Source organism: Thermodesulfomicrobium sp. WS (genome assembly GCF_027925145.1).
Taxonomy (GTDB): domain Bacteria; phylum Desulfobacterota; class Desulfovibrionia; order Desulfovibrionales; family Desulfomicrobiaceae; genus Thermodesulfomicrobium.
Map to the genome: position 1 here is coordinate 1,868,490 of NZ_AP027130.1, position 16,178 is coordinate 1,884,667.

Consider the following 16,178-nt stretch of genomic DNA (forward strand, 5'->3'; position numbering starts at 1 on the left):
ATATGACACTCGATTTTTCTCCGCTCAAAAACGAAACCCGTCTGCTCATGCAAGCCAGTCTCAAGCCCCTCCAGGGCGAGCGCTTCCAGCCCACCGGCTTCCCGGATTTGGGCGCGGCGCGCTACACCCTGGCCGACGGCACCGAGATGCTCCTCGTCGAATCGGCCCAATCGGTGGCGAACCGCATGGAAACTGCCGGATGGAATGACGCTGCCAACGACCTTGTCGCCTGTCTCCAGGGCCTGCCATACATCAAAGTGCTCGACACCAGCGGGCAATTCCTTACCGCCTCTGTCTTGGAAGCGCATCGTCTGAACTCACCGTACATTCTCGAAAGCAATGATACCACCGTTTTCGATCTCTTGAAAAGGGAGACCGGTGATAGCGATAGGCCAGTGAACATTGCTGGTCTGGCAAAAGTCGTTTGCAAATACGACATCAACGCTGTGTTGCACGGCGTGTTCATTGCCAAAAGCAACCTCGCCGGTGGGCGTCTGCGCCTCACGCGCGCGCTCTCCGGCTTCATCGAAGCGCGCAATGTGCGTCCGGCCGAGAGCGGCGGTGTGAAAAACGACCAAGTCAATCCGTCGGGCGATACCCGACAGGGTTTTGGTAATGTACCTTTCCACCGCACCGAGTTCGTGGCCGAAGACATCACCGCTTACTTCAACCTCGACCTGGCGCTCCTGCGTGGCTATGGGCTGCCCGAAGAAGCTATAAACTTGCTGATTGCGCTAGCGCTCTTCAAAGTGCAGAGCTTTTTGGTGCGCGGCCTGAGATTGCGCACCGCCTGCGATCTCGAAGTCAAAACACCCCTGCAAGTGACACGCCCGGACGGCTACACCCTGCCCACACTGGCCGAGCTGGAGTCGGCCTTGCCTGGTCTGATCGCTACGTGCGCCGCAAAGGGGCTGTTCGCCGATCCCGCCGTGACCACGGTGCGATACGAACCCAAGCAAACGAGTTCCAAAGGCAAGAAGAACAAACAGGAAGAAGGAGAGGAAGCAGAGGGGGTATAGTACGTCCCCCTGCGGCATTGGCGAACACCACTGCACCCACCCCTGAAAAAGGATCGATCATCATGGCAGTCACGCTTGCGCTCTCCTTTCCCAACGGACGCTATCACGCCACCGGCTGGAGGCGGCACGTCAACGAGGCCACTCCCGACTGGCCACCAGCGCCATGGCGTCTGCTGCGCGCCTTCGTCGCGGTGTGGAAGCGTACCTTGGCGAGCGATACGTTGGTAAACGCGCACCTCCCTACCGCGCTGGCCAAACTCACCGCGCCGCCTCTCTACAAACTGCCGCCGGCCACCCTCGGCCACACCCGGCACTACCTGACCCAGAAAATAAAAGGCGATGCAGACCTCGTCTTCGACGGATTCATCGCCCTCACCACCGATGCCAAATTGGGAATATCCTGGCCCGAAGCGGACCTCACGCCTGCCGAACAGGAGGCGCTGGGGCGCGTGCTGAGCCGGCTGAACTACCTGGGCCGCGCCGAAACCTGGTGTGTGGCGCGGCTCGCCAACTGGGATGCGTTAAACGGCATGCCCTGCGCCTGGGTAGATGCAGAGACCGGCGAAATTCATGGCCCCACCGCCGGACGCACCGAAGCCGTACGCGTGCTCTGCCTCGACCCGCACAACTGGAATCAATGGAGCTACGGCCGCAAAGCGCACCAACCCGATCCCCAATGGAATCTGTTGGCCGAGACCGCCGACCTGCACGCCGAAGGCTGGTCTGACCCTCCCGGCTCGCGCTGGGTGACCTACCTGCGGCCAGCGAACGCCCTGACGCCGCCACCCCCGGCCCACCAGCGCCGAGTGCGCGCAGAAAACCGCCCATGCTTGCTGCGCTTCGCCCTTGACGGCCCGGTTCTCCCGCGCGTCACCGAGACGGTGTATGTGGCCGAACTGGCGCGCCGGCGCGTGCAAGGCATCTTCGGTAAGTTGTTCGATGGCGCGGCCTCAGACCTCTTCTCCGGCAAACAGACCAATGGAACACCCGCCACCGAACATCACCATGCGTTCTTCCTGCCTGTCGATGAGGATGGCGATGGCAAACTGGAACACCTCATCCTGTATGCTGCCAAAGGGTTCGGTCCTCATGAACTGCGCGCGCTGGACGCATGGCGCAAAACACGTGGCCCCGGCGGCATAGAGATGCATGTCGTCTGGCTGGGTGCACAGGAGAAGGCCCCCGCCGCCCGGCGCTGGCGCTCGGCCACGCCCTTCATTGTCACACGGCATTACAAAAAATATGGCTCCAAGCGGGATACATTTCCCCGAGAACAGCTCCCGGAAATGAACTTACGCGAGGAGCTCGAACGGAGAGGCTTGCCAGCCCCGGTGCGCATCGAAACCGTAGAGGCTCTCTCCCTGAACGGACGCACACTCCCCTGGCGAAACTTTCGCCAGCAGCGCGTGCTAGGTAATGGCCGGCGTGGCAACGACTTCGGCAAGGGCTTCGAGATTGAGTTTGCCGAACCGGTGCCCGGGCCACTGGCCCTGGGCTACGCCTGCCACTTCGGCCTCGGCCTGTTTGTGCCCGCAGACTAGGGGGCCCGCCATGTCCGACGACGTGCGTCCTGGAGCGCCAGGACTCATCCCGGCGCGCATGCTCAACGAGTTCGTCTACTGCCCCCGTCTGGCCTATCTGGAATGGGTGCAGGGCGAGTGGGCGGATTCGGCGGATACGGTGGAAGGAAAGGGAGTGCACAGCCGCGTGGATGCGGCTCCGGGCAACCTCCCAAAGGCCGATGCCGAAAACCAAAGCATCCATGCCCGCTCGGTGTGGCTTTCCTCGGAATCTCTGGGCATCACCGCCCGGCTGGATATCGTCGAGGCCGAAGGGCACGAAGCGACACCGGTGGACTACAAACGCGGCAAGCGCCCCCATACGGCCCGAGGGGCCTACGACGCAGAACGGGTACAGCTCTGCGCGCAAGGGCTGTTGCTGCGCGAACACGGCTACCAATGTGCAGCGGGGATCCTGTATTATGCCGCCTCCCGGGAGCGGGTACGCATCCCTCTGGATGACGAACTCATCGCCTTGACCCAAGCCGCCATCGCTGGCCTTCGTCAAATGGCCCAGTCCACGACTATCCCTCCGCCGCTGGAAGACAGTCCCAAATGTCCGCGCTGCTCACTGGCAGGCATCTGTCTTCCCGACGAAACGCGGTTCTTGGGAGGAAACGGTCTTATCCCCCGACCTATTGCCGCCGCAGACCCAGCGGCCCTGCCGCTCTATGTCCAATCCCCCCGGGCGTGGCTCCGTAAGGACGGCGAACGCATCATCGTGGAAGAAGACAAAACGCCGGTGGCCGAAGCCCGGCTGGGAGAAGTCTCGCAAGTGGTCCTCTTTGGCACCGCGCAGCTGTCCTCTCCGCTCCTCCACGAGCTTTTACGCCGAGAGATCCCCGTCTCATGGCATACCTACGGTGGATGGTTCGTGGGGCACACCACAGGTCTCGGGCACCGCAACGTGGAAACTCGCACCGCACAATACCGGGCCAGCTTCGACGCCTCAACCTGTCTGCGCCTTGCTCGAGGTTGGATTGCCTCCAAGATCGCCAATTGCCGCACCTTGCTGCGCCGCAACTGGCGATCCGAGACCTCGACTTCTGCGCAAGTATTGCGGACCCTCCAAGACCTCATGCGCAAGGTCCGCCGAACGACTTCCCTGCAAGAACTCTTAGGGATGGAAGGGACAGCAGCCCGGCTCTATTTCCAGCACTTCACCTGCATGCTGCGGCCAGAAACCTTGGTCGCGCCATTCGACTTCATGGGCCGAAACCGCAGGCCGCCTCGGGACCCCGTCAATGCCCTCCTGTCCTTTGCCTACGCCATGCTCACACGCCAATGGCACATCACGCTCTCAGCCGTCGGTCTGGACCCCTACCGAGGCTTCTACCACCAACCCCGCTTCGGTCGCCCCGCCCTAGCCTTGGATATGATGGAACCCTTCCGCCCGCTCATCGCAGATTCATCCGTACTCATGGCCCTCAACAACGGCGAGGTACACCCAACGGACTTTATTGTTTCTGCCCATGGATGTGCCCTCACGGACAATGGCCGCAAACGATTCATCGCCACCTTGGAACGCCGTATGCAACAAGAAGTGACGCACCCCATCTTCGGATACCGCATCAGCTACCGACGTCTTCTGGAGGTGCAGGCCCGCCTTCTCATCCGTTTTCTGACAGGCGAAATTCCGCAATATCCAAACTTTCTTACTCGATAGGCCATGGAACATCTCTTCATTGTCACCTATGATATCACCAATCCCAGGCGCTGGCGCCGTGTGTTCCGCATTATGAATGGGTTTGGGCAGTGGCTCCAGCTCTCCGTATTTCAATGTCGGCTCGATCGTCGGCGGGAAGTAGAGCTCCGAGCGGCCCTGCAAACAGCCATCCGCCAACAGGAGGACCACGTGCTCATCATCGACCTCGGGCCTGCGGAACGGATTCGCACCCAGATCAGCAGCCTAGGCAAGGAGTTCACCCCCATTGAGCGCAAGCCGATTATCGTATAGCGTTGCGCCGGATCTCTGCGAGCACCGCAATGCCACGCCACAGCCACGACAGCGCTCGAAACACAATGTTCTTTGAAAAAAGAAAAGTTGTCGCATGAATGAAGAGATCAGCCCTTGCCTGTTTCCCGGTTTCTTCCCTAGAAGGGCGCAGCACTCGCCAATAGGTGCTCCATCCGAAGCCCAGCAAAGGCTCTCGAAAGAGCCGCATTTCCGAGGCACACGCCTCGGCCCCATTGAAGCATGGTCGCGGGCGCGGCCAAGGCGGATCTGCTCGCGGCATTTCCGAGGCACACGCCTCGGCCCCATTGAAGCGGTTTATTTGGCAGTGCCGCTATACTAGGAGGTCGCTAGCATTTCCGAGGCACACGCCTCGGCCCCATTGAAGCAGCGTCAGGCTGCTCGCGGACATCGAGCAGCGCCTGGCATTTCCGAGGCACACGCCTCGGCCCCATTGAAGCCTGGTATCAGGCAGGGGTGGTCCCCTCCGGGCTGCATGCATTTCCGAGGCACACGCCTCGGCCCCATTGAAGCCTTTTCTTCGTTTTCGTCCCCCCACCACCTCCTTAGGCATTTCCGAGGCACACGCCTCGGCCCCATTGAAGCTCTCCACATGCCCGGGGATTACCGACCGCGCCCTCCGCATTTCCGAGGCACACGCCTCGGCCCCATTGAAGCAAATCCCTGGGCAACACAATCCAATCCCCGCGAGGGGTTGCATTTCCGAGGCACACGCCTCGGCCCCATTGAAGCCTTCCTTACCTGCTGAAACGTGGCAAGTTTCGGGCATAGCATTTCCGAGGCACACGCCTCGGCCCCATTGAAGCACAGGCTGACGCCAACAAGCTAGCAGAAAGCCGACGAGCATTTCCGAGGCACACGCCTCGGCCCCATTGAAGCCCGCATTCTTTCCCACCAGCGCCACCCCCCTCCCTCGCATTTCCGAGGCACACGCCTCGGCCCCATTGAAGCGTCGCGGCGTCCACGCCCCATTGCTCCATGGGGAGCGCATTTCCGAGGCACACGCCTCGGCCCCATTGAAGCACTTCTTCGGCGTCTTCAAGGTCATCAACGATAATCAAGCATTTCCGAGGCACACGCCTCGGCCCCATTGAAGCTGCCGCATCCTCCGCAGAAGTGACATGAGGCCAGGCGCATTTCCGAGGCACACGCCTCGGCCCCATTGAAGCGGTAAAAATCGCAGAATACGAATCTTTGGACGTTCAACGCATTTCCGAGGCACACGCCTCGGCCCCATTGAAGCTGTTGGTCACGGAAGAAAAGATAATACTTCCCCCCCCGCATTTCCGAGGCACACGCCTCGGCCCCATTGAAGCATTTGTTCAGAATGCGGGTATATTTGCCACATCTCAGAGCATTTCCGAGGCACACGCCTCGGCCCCATTGAAGCTCTTCCGCATCGTACCAAGGAAGACGGACAAACAGGCATTTCCGAGGCACACGCCTCGGCCCCATTGAAGCGGTGGGTTTGGTCAAGTTGTTTCCTTCCTCAGAGGGCATTTCCGAGGCACACGCCTCGGCCCCATTGAAGCATGCGATAAATGCAAGTTGCCAAACGCCAATCACAAGCGCATTTCCGAGGCACACGCCTCGGCCCCATTGAAGCGGGTTCTGCGAGCGATGTGGCGACTTGGTGCCAACGTGCATTTCCGAGGCACACGCCTCGGCCCCATTGAAGCTTGAACATCCTGCTTTTGTAATAGCGAGGATCTGGGCGCATTTCCGAGGCACACGCCTCGGCCCCATTGAAGCCTGCGGGAATGTACTATTCCCAATTGATTGTGGCTACGCATTTCCGAGGCACACGCCTCGGCCCCATTGAAGCTACGATTCGTGGTCTCTGCATGAATACGGGCTCGCTGCATTTCCGAGGCACACGCCTCGGCCCCATTGAAGCTGTTGGTCACGAAAAAAAAGATAATAACCCCCCCCTACCTGCATTTCCGAGGCACACGCCTCGGCCCCATTGAAGCTACGGAGGGAATGGCTTCCCAAACAGCTAGTAATGGTGGCGCTGCATTTCCGAGGCACACGCCTCGGCCCCATTGAAGCCGGTCGCGGCAAACTCGAGATGCCCAACCGGCATCGGGCATTTCCGAGGCACACGCCTCGGCCCCATTGAAGCGTGCCTTCCGCCGGCTCTCTGGCCGCATCAGCGGGCGCATTTCCGAGGCACACGCCTCGGCCCCATTGAAGCGGTGGCCTTCGCCCGGGCCTTGGTGGCAGCCGTCACGGCATTTCCGAGGCACACGCCTCGGCCCCATTGAAGCAGGCCATCCACCATCTGCCACACATTGCCCCACAGGCGCATTTCCGAGGCACACGCCTCGGCCCCATTGAAGCGACACGGCTCGCGCAAATCAAGATCGTCGCTGAGCAGTAGCATTTCCGAGGCACACGCCTCGGCCCCATTGAAGCACCGCAGTGGTGTCATTGTTGGACGCGCTGGGCGAGTGCATTTCCGAGGCACACGCCTCGGCCCCATTGAAGCGCGAGAAACGCGGGCTGCCCAACGGCGTGCATGATGCGCATTTCCGAGGCACACGCCTCGGCCCCATTGAAGCGGTCAGCTGTCGCGCCCCGGCCACCGGACTTTGCACCCCGCATTTCCGAGGCACACGCCTCGGCCCCATTGAAGCGCTGGTGCGGAGGCTATGGGTGCGGAGGCTGCGGGCGGCATTTCCGAGGCACACGCCTCGGCCCCATTGAAGCCCCGTGGGCAGCTGCGTGAGATGAGTGCCGCCGGTGCATTTCCGAGGCACACGCCTCGGCCCCATTGAAGCGTGTTATGGTGCAAGGCCCCGCCCTGTGCGGGGCCTTGCATTTCCGAGGCACACGCCTCGGCCCCATTGAAGCAAGTCCTACGCCATGCGCGACTGGGCGCGCTTTGCCGAGCATTTCCGAGGCACACGCCTCGGCCCCATTGAAGCTCACTCTCGTAGATGCGGCCCGCGAGAACGGACGCCACGGCATTTCCGAGGCACACGCCTCGGCCCCATTGAAGCGCCGCTGTGCTCGTCTCTTGTGCCAGCGCGGTCATCGCATTTCCGAGGCACACGCCTCGGCCCCATTGAAGCACGGACAATCAGTTTGTTGTTGTCCGGCACAGGGACTCGCATTTCCGAGGCACACGCCTCGGCCCCATTGAAGCGATAAAAAGACCACTAGCGCACGCTTGCCGCTGTATGGCATTTCCGAGGCACACGCCTCGGCCCCATTGAAGCGCTCAAACTAGCTTGCCAGGGGTTCCCCCTGGACCCCGCATTTCCGAGGCACACGCCTCGGCCCCATTGAAGCGTCTTGCGTCGCACGCACAAGTCTCACGCCGCGCGACGCATTTCCGAGGCACACGCCTCGGCCCCATTGAAGCAGGCGGGCCTGCTTCACGACCAGCAAGCGGTCAACCAGGGCATTTCCGAGGCACACGCCTCGGCCCCATTGAAGCACGCCGCGCAGGCGCAGCTTGCGAGCAGGCGGGTTAGGCATTTCCGAGGCACACGCCTCGGCCCCATTGAAGCCTATCCGCGTTTTTACAGACCTCGGCGGGACGAGCGGGCATTTCCGAGGCACACGCCTCGGCCCCATTGAAGCTCCTAACCTGGGGCTCACCCCCATTGCACACACGATGCATTTCCGAGGCACACGCCTCGGCCCCATTGAAGCACGTGCAGGACGGCTATATCGTGCCTTCCTATACGGGGCATTTCCGAGGCACACGCCTCGGCCCCATTGAAGCATGGAGCACCCCGGCGTGCGAGTAGTGTCGGAGCAGCGCATTTCCGAGGCACACGCCTCGGCCCCATTGAAGCAGTAGCCCGAAGACCGATCCCACCACCGATCCCGCGCATTTCCGAGGCACACGCCTCGGCCCCATTGAAGCTTTGGGATGGCGTTGCGGTTGGTCTTACCTGCGCAGCGCATTTCCGAGGCACACGCCTCGGCCCCATTGAAGCGGCTGCTCGCGACTCGATGCGCAGCAGCCCCAGGCGGCATTTCCGAGGCACACGCCTCGGCCCATGTAAACAGCCAATATTGATCGTGCTCCCAGACATGCTATGCTGAATCTATGATTGCCGTTGTCATTCTCGCCCCCGCCGCGCTGGCATGGGCCACGGACGCCAGCCTGATTGCCGGTATTCTCATCGGCCTTGTGCTCTCGCCATTGGCAGCCATGCCTCTGGGTTGGATCATCGGTCTTGTTCGGCCTTGATCTGCCGCGTCGTGTGGGGACGACCGGGCCAAAGAGCGCAGCGCGCCTGGGCGGCAAGCCGGGGTACACCGAGCCGCCCGCTGGCTGGGACGCCATTGACCCCAAGACCGGCGAGCAGGTCGGGATCGACAAGGGCTGGGGCTACATGCCGGGGGCGACGGCAAAGGAGACGGCCAGGGCCATAGAGCGCAAGGCGGCATCGCTGCCGGTAAGCGTGGCGGCGGCCCTGATGGAGGACATCGACATGGTCCGGGGCGGGCCGCTGCGCAGCGCCCTGGACGACGTGGTCGCCAGGGCGTTGAAAGACGCCACCGCCGGCATTGAATATGGGGCGCTGGTTGGCGACGACGGGATTGTCTGGACCAAGCGCGGCGACGTAACATATTGGGTTTACGCCGCAAGAGAGCGCAGAGCTGCGGGGGCGGGTGCTAGTCCACAACCATCCGGGCGGGTCGTCGCTGAGCTGCCCAGACCTAGAGCTGGCCGCAAAAAATGGTTTGCGCAGAATATATGCAGTCGCGAACGACAAAAGCATGGTGTACGCGGCGACAGTCGACGCCAGCAGCCTTCCGGCCCTGCCAGCGCTGCACAAAGCGTATGATGACCGGGTATTCTCCGTCGTTATCGAGCGCGTCGCGGCCGGCACGGTCCCGCGGCATGAGGTCGAGAAATACCATTTCCACATAGTGAACGCCTTGCTCCACCGCGCGCGCGTTATTGAGTACCGAGCGATTGGCCCCGTCCCAGAGTGGGCGATGGAGGTTGTCGATGAGTTGGACCCTAGTAGATCATGAGCTGACACCGTATTCTCCGATGGAGGAGATTGAGCGGTGGGAGCGCACCCTAGAGGCGGCAATATTGGAGCACCCGGACGACGAGGGGCTGCGCATCGCGCTCGACGACGTGCGCAGCATCAGGCAAATCAAGGAGCGCGTCCGTGAAGGTTGAGGTCGTTGATGACGCCGTCCTCGAGGCTATTGCCAGCATATCGCGCCGCCTGGAGGACATGCAACCGGCGCTCGACCTCGTCGACCAGGCCCTCGTGGAGGGCAGCCACGACCGCATCCTGGCCGGGCACAACTGGACCGGGGCGCGCTTCGCCCCCAACAGCCCGGCGACCATGGCCCGCAAGAAGGGGACAAAGCCGCTCGTCGGCAGCAAGAGCTTCGTCACGTCGCGGCTGCACTACGAAGCCGGGCGCGATTCGGTGGCCGTGGGCAGCTCTCGGCCAAGCAGGCCGGGGTAATGCCCCCAATTACTTGGGCACGATTTTCACCAAATCACGCCGCCTTGCGATCACCGCGTGGGCGTCGCGCACCTGGGCCGGTGAGACGTGGCCGTGCCGTTGGAGCAGCCGGTGACGGTTGCAGCGCTTCTTGAATTCCAGCAACTCCTGGCGAGGTTCTTCGACGGTGTCGAAGCTCCGCACCCATTCCCTCAGTTCATCAACCTCCAACGCGTCGATTTCCGAAGGCAAAAGACAAAAAGCAAGTGCCCGAAAATCCATGCAGCAACATGTTAACGTAATCTGCCATCGCTGCATGATTCAGTCATGTTCGGACGCATACTCATACTCCTTGCCTTGCTTTCCTCAATACGCGCTGCTGGTGTATGGCTCCGTCCCAAGGGACGCCGCCATCTTGGGAACTTTTCTCATCGGACCGCGGGTGTGGCCGGTTGCAGCGGTGGTGCCGGCCGTCATTTCCGTGTCACCGACTGCGTTACTTACCGCCACGAGCCTTGAACGTTGACACGCAGGCGTGATCGGTTACACCTTGATCAAGAGCTGGCGGCAAAATCTCCCGGCAGATGCTGAAGGTGCACCGGACACCGAAGGTTGGCGGGGACATTGACCCGCCGGGGTCGCAAAGCCCTCGTGGTGGGGAGGGGAGCCACCACGCCAGCCCCACGAGGCCGATCCGGCGCGGCCTCACTTCAACTTCAGCAGACAGCAAATTTCGGCATCCATTCCGCCTCCAGGCGGGACAACCGCCGGGAGTTCGTCACCCAACGCCCCGTGCCGGTCCGCGTTGCTCGATCACCAGGTGTTCCCCGCCCGTGCAGGGATGAACCGTCGCACCGCCGGGCCATATCGGGAAGAGTTTGAGACCCCACGTGTGCACGGCTGCGGTGGTGATGGGGCCGGGGTTCCAAACCGAGCCATCTCGGGAAAAATGGTAGCCCCCCACCGTGGCAAGCCCTCACCAAGGGATCAGGCTTTTGGGTCTATGGCCACGACTGTCCGGCAGATTCTCCCCGCTCCACAACGCACTGAGATGTAGTCGGTGCGCAGCCGGGAGCCAGACGAGGCGCAACAAAGCGCTCACGAAGCGGATGCGAGGCCAACCCCATACCGAGCCGCCAGCACCGCCACCTCTTCAGCCATGCGCTGACGCAGGCTCTGCGGGGCTTCCACGGTGACATGCCGACCATGACGCAGGATATCCATCATCAACTCACGCTCATCCGCATACGGTACGGTCAGACGCAGGCCGCCATCGGGCAGATCTTCCTGCTGCTGTTTGGGGTGCCACACCTCGGCACGCACCCAACGGGCGCGCTCGGCGGAAAAGCGCAGTACCGCTTGCGCAGTGGGCATGCCTGCAAAAATGCCGTACGCGCCGGTATAGTGGGCGTCCAATTGGGCGTCGCTGATCTCCTGCGCTTTTTGCGGCAAAAGGCGCACACGCCGCAGCGTATCCAGGGCAAAGCTCCGCAACGCCCCGCGCCAATGGCAGAAGGCGTCCAGGTACCAATTGTCACGGTAGTGCACCAGTCGCTGCGGAGACACGACACGGGTGTTGACCTCATCGCGCGCCCGGTTCCAGGCATCGATCTCGATGCGATGACGACGCATCAACGCAGCAGCGACGTGGGCAAAGAAGCGCGGCTCCACCCTGCGGCGTGCAATGGAGAGAATGCGCACGCGCCGCTCGATCTCCTGCACCGGATGACCACCAGCACCAAGGAGTTCCGCCAACCGCGATTGCAGGGGCGCGAGATGGTCGGCAAGGATGCCAGGCTCAATCTGCTCCAGAAGCCTATGTGCAGCAAGGAGCGCGTAGAGCTCACTTGCGGAAAACCATAGCCCAGGCAACTCGTAGACTGACCCATCCGGGGAGGAGGAATCGAAACGATAGCCCCCGGCATCGCGATCATAAACGATGGGGGCGCCGAACCGATCACGCAAGGACGCAAGATCGCGTTTGAAAGTGGCGCGGGAGATTTCGAGCTCATCCAGAAACACCTGCAACGGTACTGCTCGCCGCGAAAGCGAGAGCATGCGACAAATCGTGACGATACGGTCCGTGTTCACGCCGCGCTTCCCTCGTCTTGCATTCCGTCAGCTCCGACCAGCATGCATCGGGGCATGCAATCATTGTCCCTACCAAGCCTAAGTGCCAACTATGCCACCTCCCAGCCCACGATCTGGCGTTTGGCCGTGCTGAATTCCACCCCCACCTCCACGACCCGCGCTACTGCTGCCTTGCCCCGGTAGGCCGCGGCGTAGCCCTTTTCCTGGATCTGCCGCAGGGCCTCGCCTGTGGGGGTGTCGCCGTCGATGACCTTGAACTCGAAGATCCACACCACTGCCCCGGCGATCACCACCAGGTCCAACCGCCCCGGGGTGCAGATGCGCTCCGGGATGGTCATCACCCCAAGGCCCGCCAGGTGGCTATAGAACACGCTGGCAAAATAACCTTCGTACCGGGCCATGGGGTTTTTGCGGTACCAGTCCGCGGGAATGCCGGCAAAGAGGCTGCGCATGTGCTCGCCCAGGCCGTGGGCGTCGCCCTCCTTGAGCATGGTGGTGAGGGCAAAGCTCGGGGCGTGCGGAAGCTCGGGCACCAAGCCCCGCACCAGGGCGCGGTTGAGGGCCATGCGCACCTCGCGGTTGGGAAGACCCAGCTCGTACTCCACCCCGTCTTCGCTGCGGTGCACGCGGGTGATGGTGACGTAGCCCGTCTGCCAAAGCAGGGCCTCAGGGGCGATGGCCTCCACGTCAAAGGCCGAAAGCAGGGCGTCGTCGGCGTACAGGCGCTCGAGACGCGGGGTGAAGAACTGATGGCGCGTGAGCCACTCCACGAGAAACGTGGGGGTGGCGGTCTCGAACCACCAGGCGCGAAATTCCCGTTGGCGCAGGAGCAGCAGCACATCGAACGGGTTGTAGACACTCTCTTCGCTTCCCCAGCGGTAGCCGTTGTACCAGGCGCGCACGGCATCGCGATCAAGGGCGCGGTCTTCCTTGGCGGCAGCGGTAAACTCCGGGCCGAAGACCGCATCCAGATCGTCTTCGGTATAGCCGCAGATCGTCGCGTAGCGCTCATCCACGGTGATGTCGTTGAGGTTGTTGAGCCCGGAAAAGAGACTCACCTTGCTGAACTTGGACACCCCAGTCAAAAACACGAAGCGCAGGTCCGCATCCCGGCCCTTGAGCACCGAGTAGAGGTTGCGCAGGCCCTCGCGCATGGCCCGCGCCGTGTCCGGATCGGTGAGGTTGTCGAGAATGGGTTTGTCGTACTCGTCGATGAGCACCACGGTGCGCTCGCCCAAACGCTCGGCTGCGCCAGTGATGAGCTCGCCGAAGCTCCCCGGGATGTCCTCCAGGTCGCAAAGCGTCATGCCGAATCGCTGCGCATGTTCGTGCAGTTGGCGGCGGATGCTGCGATCAAGCTCTTCGCGGCGCTCAAGCCGCCCCTCGGCAAAGGAGAGCCGGATCACCGGATGGCGCTTCTCCCAATCCCAATGATTTTCCAAATAAAGGCCAGTGAAGAGCGCACGGTTTGCCGCAAAGGCCTCGGCCAGGGTATCGAGGAAGAGGGATTTGCCGAAGCGCCGCGGCCGGGAGAGGAAGTAGTAGCCGCCGTTCTCGGCCAGGTGCGCCACGAACGGCGTTTTGTCCACGTAATAGCAGTTTTCCTGGCGGATCTTGGCAAAAGTCTGGATGCCGATGGGCAGTTTCTTGCGCTCCATGGAAACCTCCATGCCGGAAAGGGAGACGTTTGTTGTGTACCCACGGGGGCACGGGAAGTCAAAACACCGCTCCCCAGCGATACGGATGGTTGAAAAAAGAGTTTCTCCGAATGTTCTCGTTGCCGAGAGAAAATGCGCTGCGGAAAGTGGCTCTCAAGACGGAAAGAGAAGGGGCGCCAAAGCGAAACCCCAACGATGCTGCGATCCATATCGAAAAATAAACGAAGGCGGACCGCACACCGTCCGCCTTCCTGATCTTGATGCACCACAAAGCGCCACACAACGCTCCCTAGGTCGCTCCCCAAGGCGGTGCGCTGTACCTTCGTCCCCTACTCCAGCCGGAACCGGCCCAAAAGCTCGCGCAAACGGGCCGCCAAAGAGTGCAGGTTCTCGGCGTTTTCCCGCACTTTGGCCGCACCGGCGCGCGTGGCAGCGGCAGTAGCGCTCACTTCCTGCACCCGCTGCGCAGCGTCGCGAAGCTCGCTCGACGACTGCGCCACATTGGTGTTGACCTCAGTGAGCCCCTGCGAGGCCTGCACTACGTTGTCGGCAATTTCCCGTGTGGCCACGCTCTGCTCCTCAATGGCCGTGGCAATGGTGGCAATGATGTCGCTCATTTGCTCAATGATCTCGGAAATACCATGGATCTGGTTCGCCGTATTCTGGGCCGTACTTTGGATCCCACTGATGCGTTGCTTGATCTCCTCGGTGGCACCTGCAGTCTGCCGGGCGAGTTCCTTGATCTCCGTGGCCACCACGGCAAACCCCTTGCCCGCCTCACCGGCCCGGGCCGCTTCGATGGTGGCATTGAGGGCAAGCAAATTGGTCTGCTCGGAAATCTCCGTGATCATGGCGGTCACCTTGCCGATTTCCTGCGCCGCATCTCCGAGGGCACTCATGGCCGACGTGGCGGCCCCCGCCTCGCTCACCGCCTTGACACTCACCCCGCGCGCCCGCTCGGCGTTGGTGGCGATCTCACCGATGGTGGCGCTCATTTCTTCCGCCGCGGTGGCCACCATGTTGGTGTTTTGGGTGGCCTGCTCCATGGCCGCCGCCACTGCGGCGAAACGCTCGGTGATGGCCTGCACGGCACTGGCCACAGCCGCGGTCTTGCTGGCCGTGGCCTCCACGCTGGCGCCCAATTGGTCGGCAATGGCCAGCAACTGGTCCGAAGCGCTGTCCACATTCTGCCCCGTGCCGACCACCTCCCGCAACAGCATCCGCAATTTCTGCAAGAACGTGTTGAACCAATGAGCCATGTCGCCGATTTCGTCCTGGGAGGACACGACCAGCTGACGAGTCAGATCTCCCTCGCCTTCGGCCACGTCCTGGAGCATGGCGGTTGCCCGACGCACCGGCACCGCCATGGAGCGGGCCAAAACGGCGGACAAAGCCAAAAACACGACAATCAACGCTCCGGCCGCCAGTGTTACGTTGCGCAGTACCGCCCAGAACGCACCCAAGGCCTCGGCGCGGGTCATGACGCCAATGAGCTTCCACTCTATCCCAGGAATGGTATGGACCTGAGCCAAATAGAGGTCGCCATCGATCTCCACCTCGGCGCTGCCCGAGTCCATGCGCCCCAAGGTCGCCCAGGCCGAGCCGACCTCATTGACATTTTTGAAATTGAACTCCTTGTGCCGGGGATGGGCGAGGATCACGCCGTCCTTTTGCACCAGCACCACATACCCGGTACGTCCCAAGGGCGATTTTTCCACCAAGCCCGTCAGTACCCCCAAGCCCACGTCGATGGCCATACACCCCACGATGGCCCCTTGGGCATTACGGATGGGATACATGTTGCTTACCACTGGCTCCCCGGTGGTGGACATGTAGGCATCGGAAATGGAAGGGGCCTGTGGGTTCTGCATGGCAGTCTGGTACCACGGCCGCTTGCGGGGATCATAACCCGGGGGCATGAGTGCATCTCCCGAGGTCACGAACCCGCCCCATTGGGTGCCCAGATATACCTCCACGTATTCCGGATGGGCCTTGGCCACGGCCGCAAAAATCTCCCGCAACTGCTGCTCCAAGGGGCTCGGCACGAAATCCTTGGGAGAAATTTTCTTGGTTTCCGCAACATAACTATGAATGGAGGAATCGGCCTGCTGGACCACGGGCAAGGAGGCCAACGCCACGGTCATGCGCAAGGCCTTGTCCACGAAAATGCTCATGGCCCGGTCCAGTTGGGCGAGCTCCTTGGCCGTAGCCGCGTGAAAACCCTCCACCGACGAGGCGCGCAACTGCACACCCACCACGACGCACGTCACCAGCACCGTGGCCACGATGGTCGCCCCAAACCCCAAAAGCAGCTTCGTTCCAATGGAAAATCGCATCGTTGCCTCCTCGTGGCTCAACGTTCCACCCTTTTGGAGCACAATGACACAGCAGCAACTGCTTGTCCACAAGACACTGGATTTTTTCCTGCTCTTTACCTAGGC

The 16,178-nt window shown here is 61.9% G+C and carries 12 protein-coding genes and 1 CRISPR repeat array; of the genes, 8 read left to right on the forward strand and 4 right to left on the reverse strand.

Annotation, left to right across the window (positions count from 1 at the left end):
• The first annotated feature begins 2 nt into the window (after window positions 1–2).
• From cas7u to QMF81_RS09055, 8 genes are all read left to right on the forward strand, one after another.
• Complete coding sequence (gene cas7u / locus QMF81_RS09020; RefSeq protein WP_281750475.1) at window positions 3–1,019, forward strand: type I-U CRISPR-associated RAMP protein Csb1/Cas7u; 1,017 nt, start codon at window positions 3–5, stop codon at window positions 1,017–1,019.
• 62 nt (window positions 1,020–1,081) lie between these two features.
• The gene (gene csb2, locus QMF81_RS09025; RefSeq protein WP_281750476.1) at window positions 1,082–2,560 is read left to right on the forward strand and encodes a type I-U CRISPR-associated protein Csb2; all 1,479 of its coding nucleotides are present in this window, start codon (window positions 1,082–1,084) and stop codon (window positions 2,558–2,560) included.
• 10 nt (window positions 2,561–2,570) lie between these two features.
• Entirely contained in the window at window positions 2,571–4,244 is a 1,674-nt protein-coding gene (gene cas1, locus QMF81_RS09030) for a CRISPR-associated endonuclease Cas1 (protein ID WP_281750477.1), read from the forward strand.
• Window positions 4,245–4,247: 3 nt separating this feature from the next.
• A complete protein-coding gene (cas2, locus tag QMF81_RS09035; RefSeq protein WP_281750478.1) occupies window positions 4,248–4,535 on the forward strand; it encodes a CRISPR-associated endonuclease Cas2 in 288 nt (95 codons plus the stop codon).
• 204 nt (window positions 4,536–4,739) lie between these two features.
• Window positions 4,740–8,578: direct repeats of the CRISPR family, unit length 36 nt; unit sequence GCATTTCCGAGGCACACGCCTCGGCCCCATTGAAGC.
• A gap of 41 nt (window positions 8,579–8,619) precedes the next feature.
• On the forward strand, window positions 8,620–8,763 hold the full coding sequence (locus QMF81_RS09040; protein ID WP_281750479.1) for a hypothetical protein: 144 nt from the start codon (window positions 8,620–8,622) through the stop codon (window positions 8,761–8,763).
• On the forward strand, window positions 8,750–9,364 hold the full coding sequence (locus QMF81_RS09045; RefSeq protein ID WP_281750480.1) for a hypothetical protein: 615 nt from the start codon (window positions 8,750–8,752) through the stop codon (window positions 9,362–9,364). Before QMF81_RS09040 ends, QMF81_RS09045 begins: the two co-directional genes overlap by 14 nt.
• Window positions 9,365–9,531: 167 nt before the next feature.
• The gene (locus tag QMF81_RS09050) at window positions 9,532–9,711 is read left to right on the forward strand and encodes a hypothetical protein (RefSeq protein WP_281750481.1); all 180 of its coding nucleotides are present in this window, start codon (window positions 9,532–9,534) and stop codon (window positions 9,709–9,711) included.
• The gene (locus QMF81_RS09055) at window positions 9,701–10,009 is read left to right on the forward strand and encodes a phage virion morphogenesis protein (RefSeq protein WP_281750482.1); all 309 of its coding nucleotides are present in this window, start codon (window positions 9,701–9,703) and stop codon (window positions 10,007–10,009) included. Before QMF81_RS09050 ends, QMF81_RS09055 begins: the two co-directional genes overlap by 11 nt.
• A gap of 9 nt (window positions 10,010–10,018) precedes the next feature.
• Here the strand turns inward: QMF81_RS09055 and QMF81_RS09060 are convergent, their stop codons facing one another.
• The 4 genes from QMF81_RS09060 to QMF81_RS09075 form a co-directional block, all read right to left on the reverse strand.
• Window positions 10,019–10,270, reverse strand: a complete 252-nt coding sequence (locus QMF81_RS09060) for a hypothetical protein (RefSeq protein WP_281750483.1) — start codon at window positions 10,268–10,270, stop codon at window positions 10,019–10,021.
• 816 nt (window positions 10,271–11,086) lie between these two features.
• On the reverse strand, window positions 11,087–12,079 hold the full coding sequence (locus QMF81_RS09065; RefSeq protein ID WP_281750484.1) for a WYL domain-containing protein: 993 nt from the start codon (window positions 12,077–12,079) through the stop codon (window positions 11,087–11,089).
• An 89-nt stretch (window positions 12,080–12,168) separates the two neighbouring features.
• Window positions 12,169–13,737 carry an ATP-binding protein gene (locus QMF81_RS09070; RefSeq protein WP_281750485.1) on the reverse strand — a complete coding sequence of 523 codons (1,569 nt, stop codon included), beginning with the start codon at window positions 13,735–13,737 and terminating at the stop codon, window positions 12,169–12,171.
• 329 nt (window positions 13,738–14,066) lie between these two features.
• Window positions 14,067–16,073 (reverse strand): methyl-accepting chemotaxis protein, encoded by a 2,007-nt coding sequence (locus QMF81_RS09075; protein WP_281750486.1) that lies wholly within the window; start codon window positions 16,071–16,073, stop codon window positions 14,067–14,069.
• Window positions 16,074–16,178: the final 105 nt, after the last annotated feature.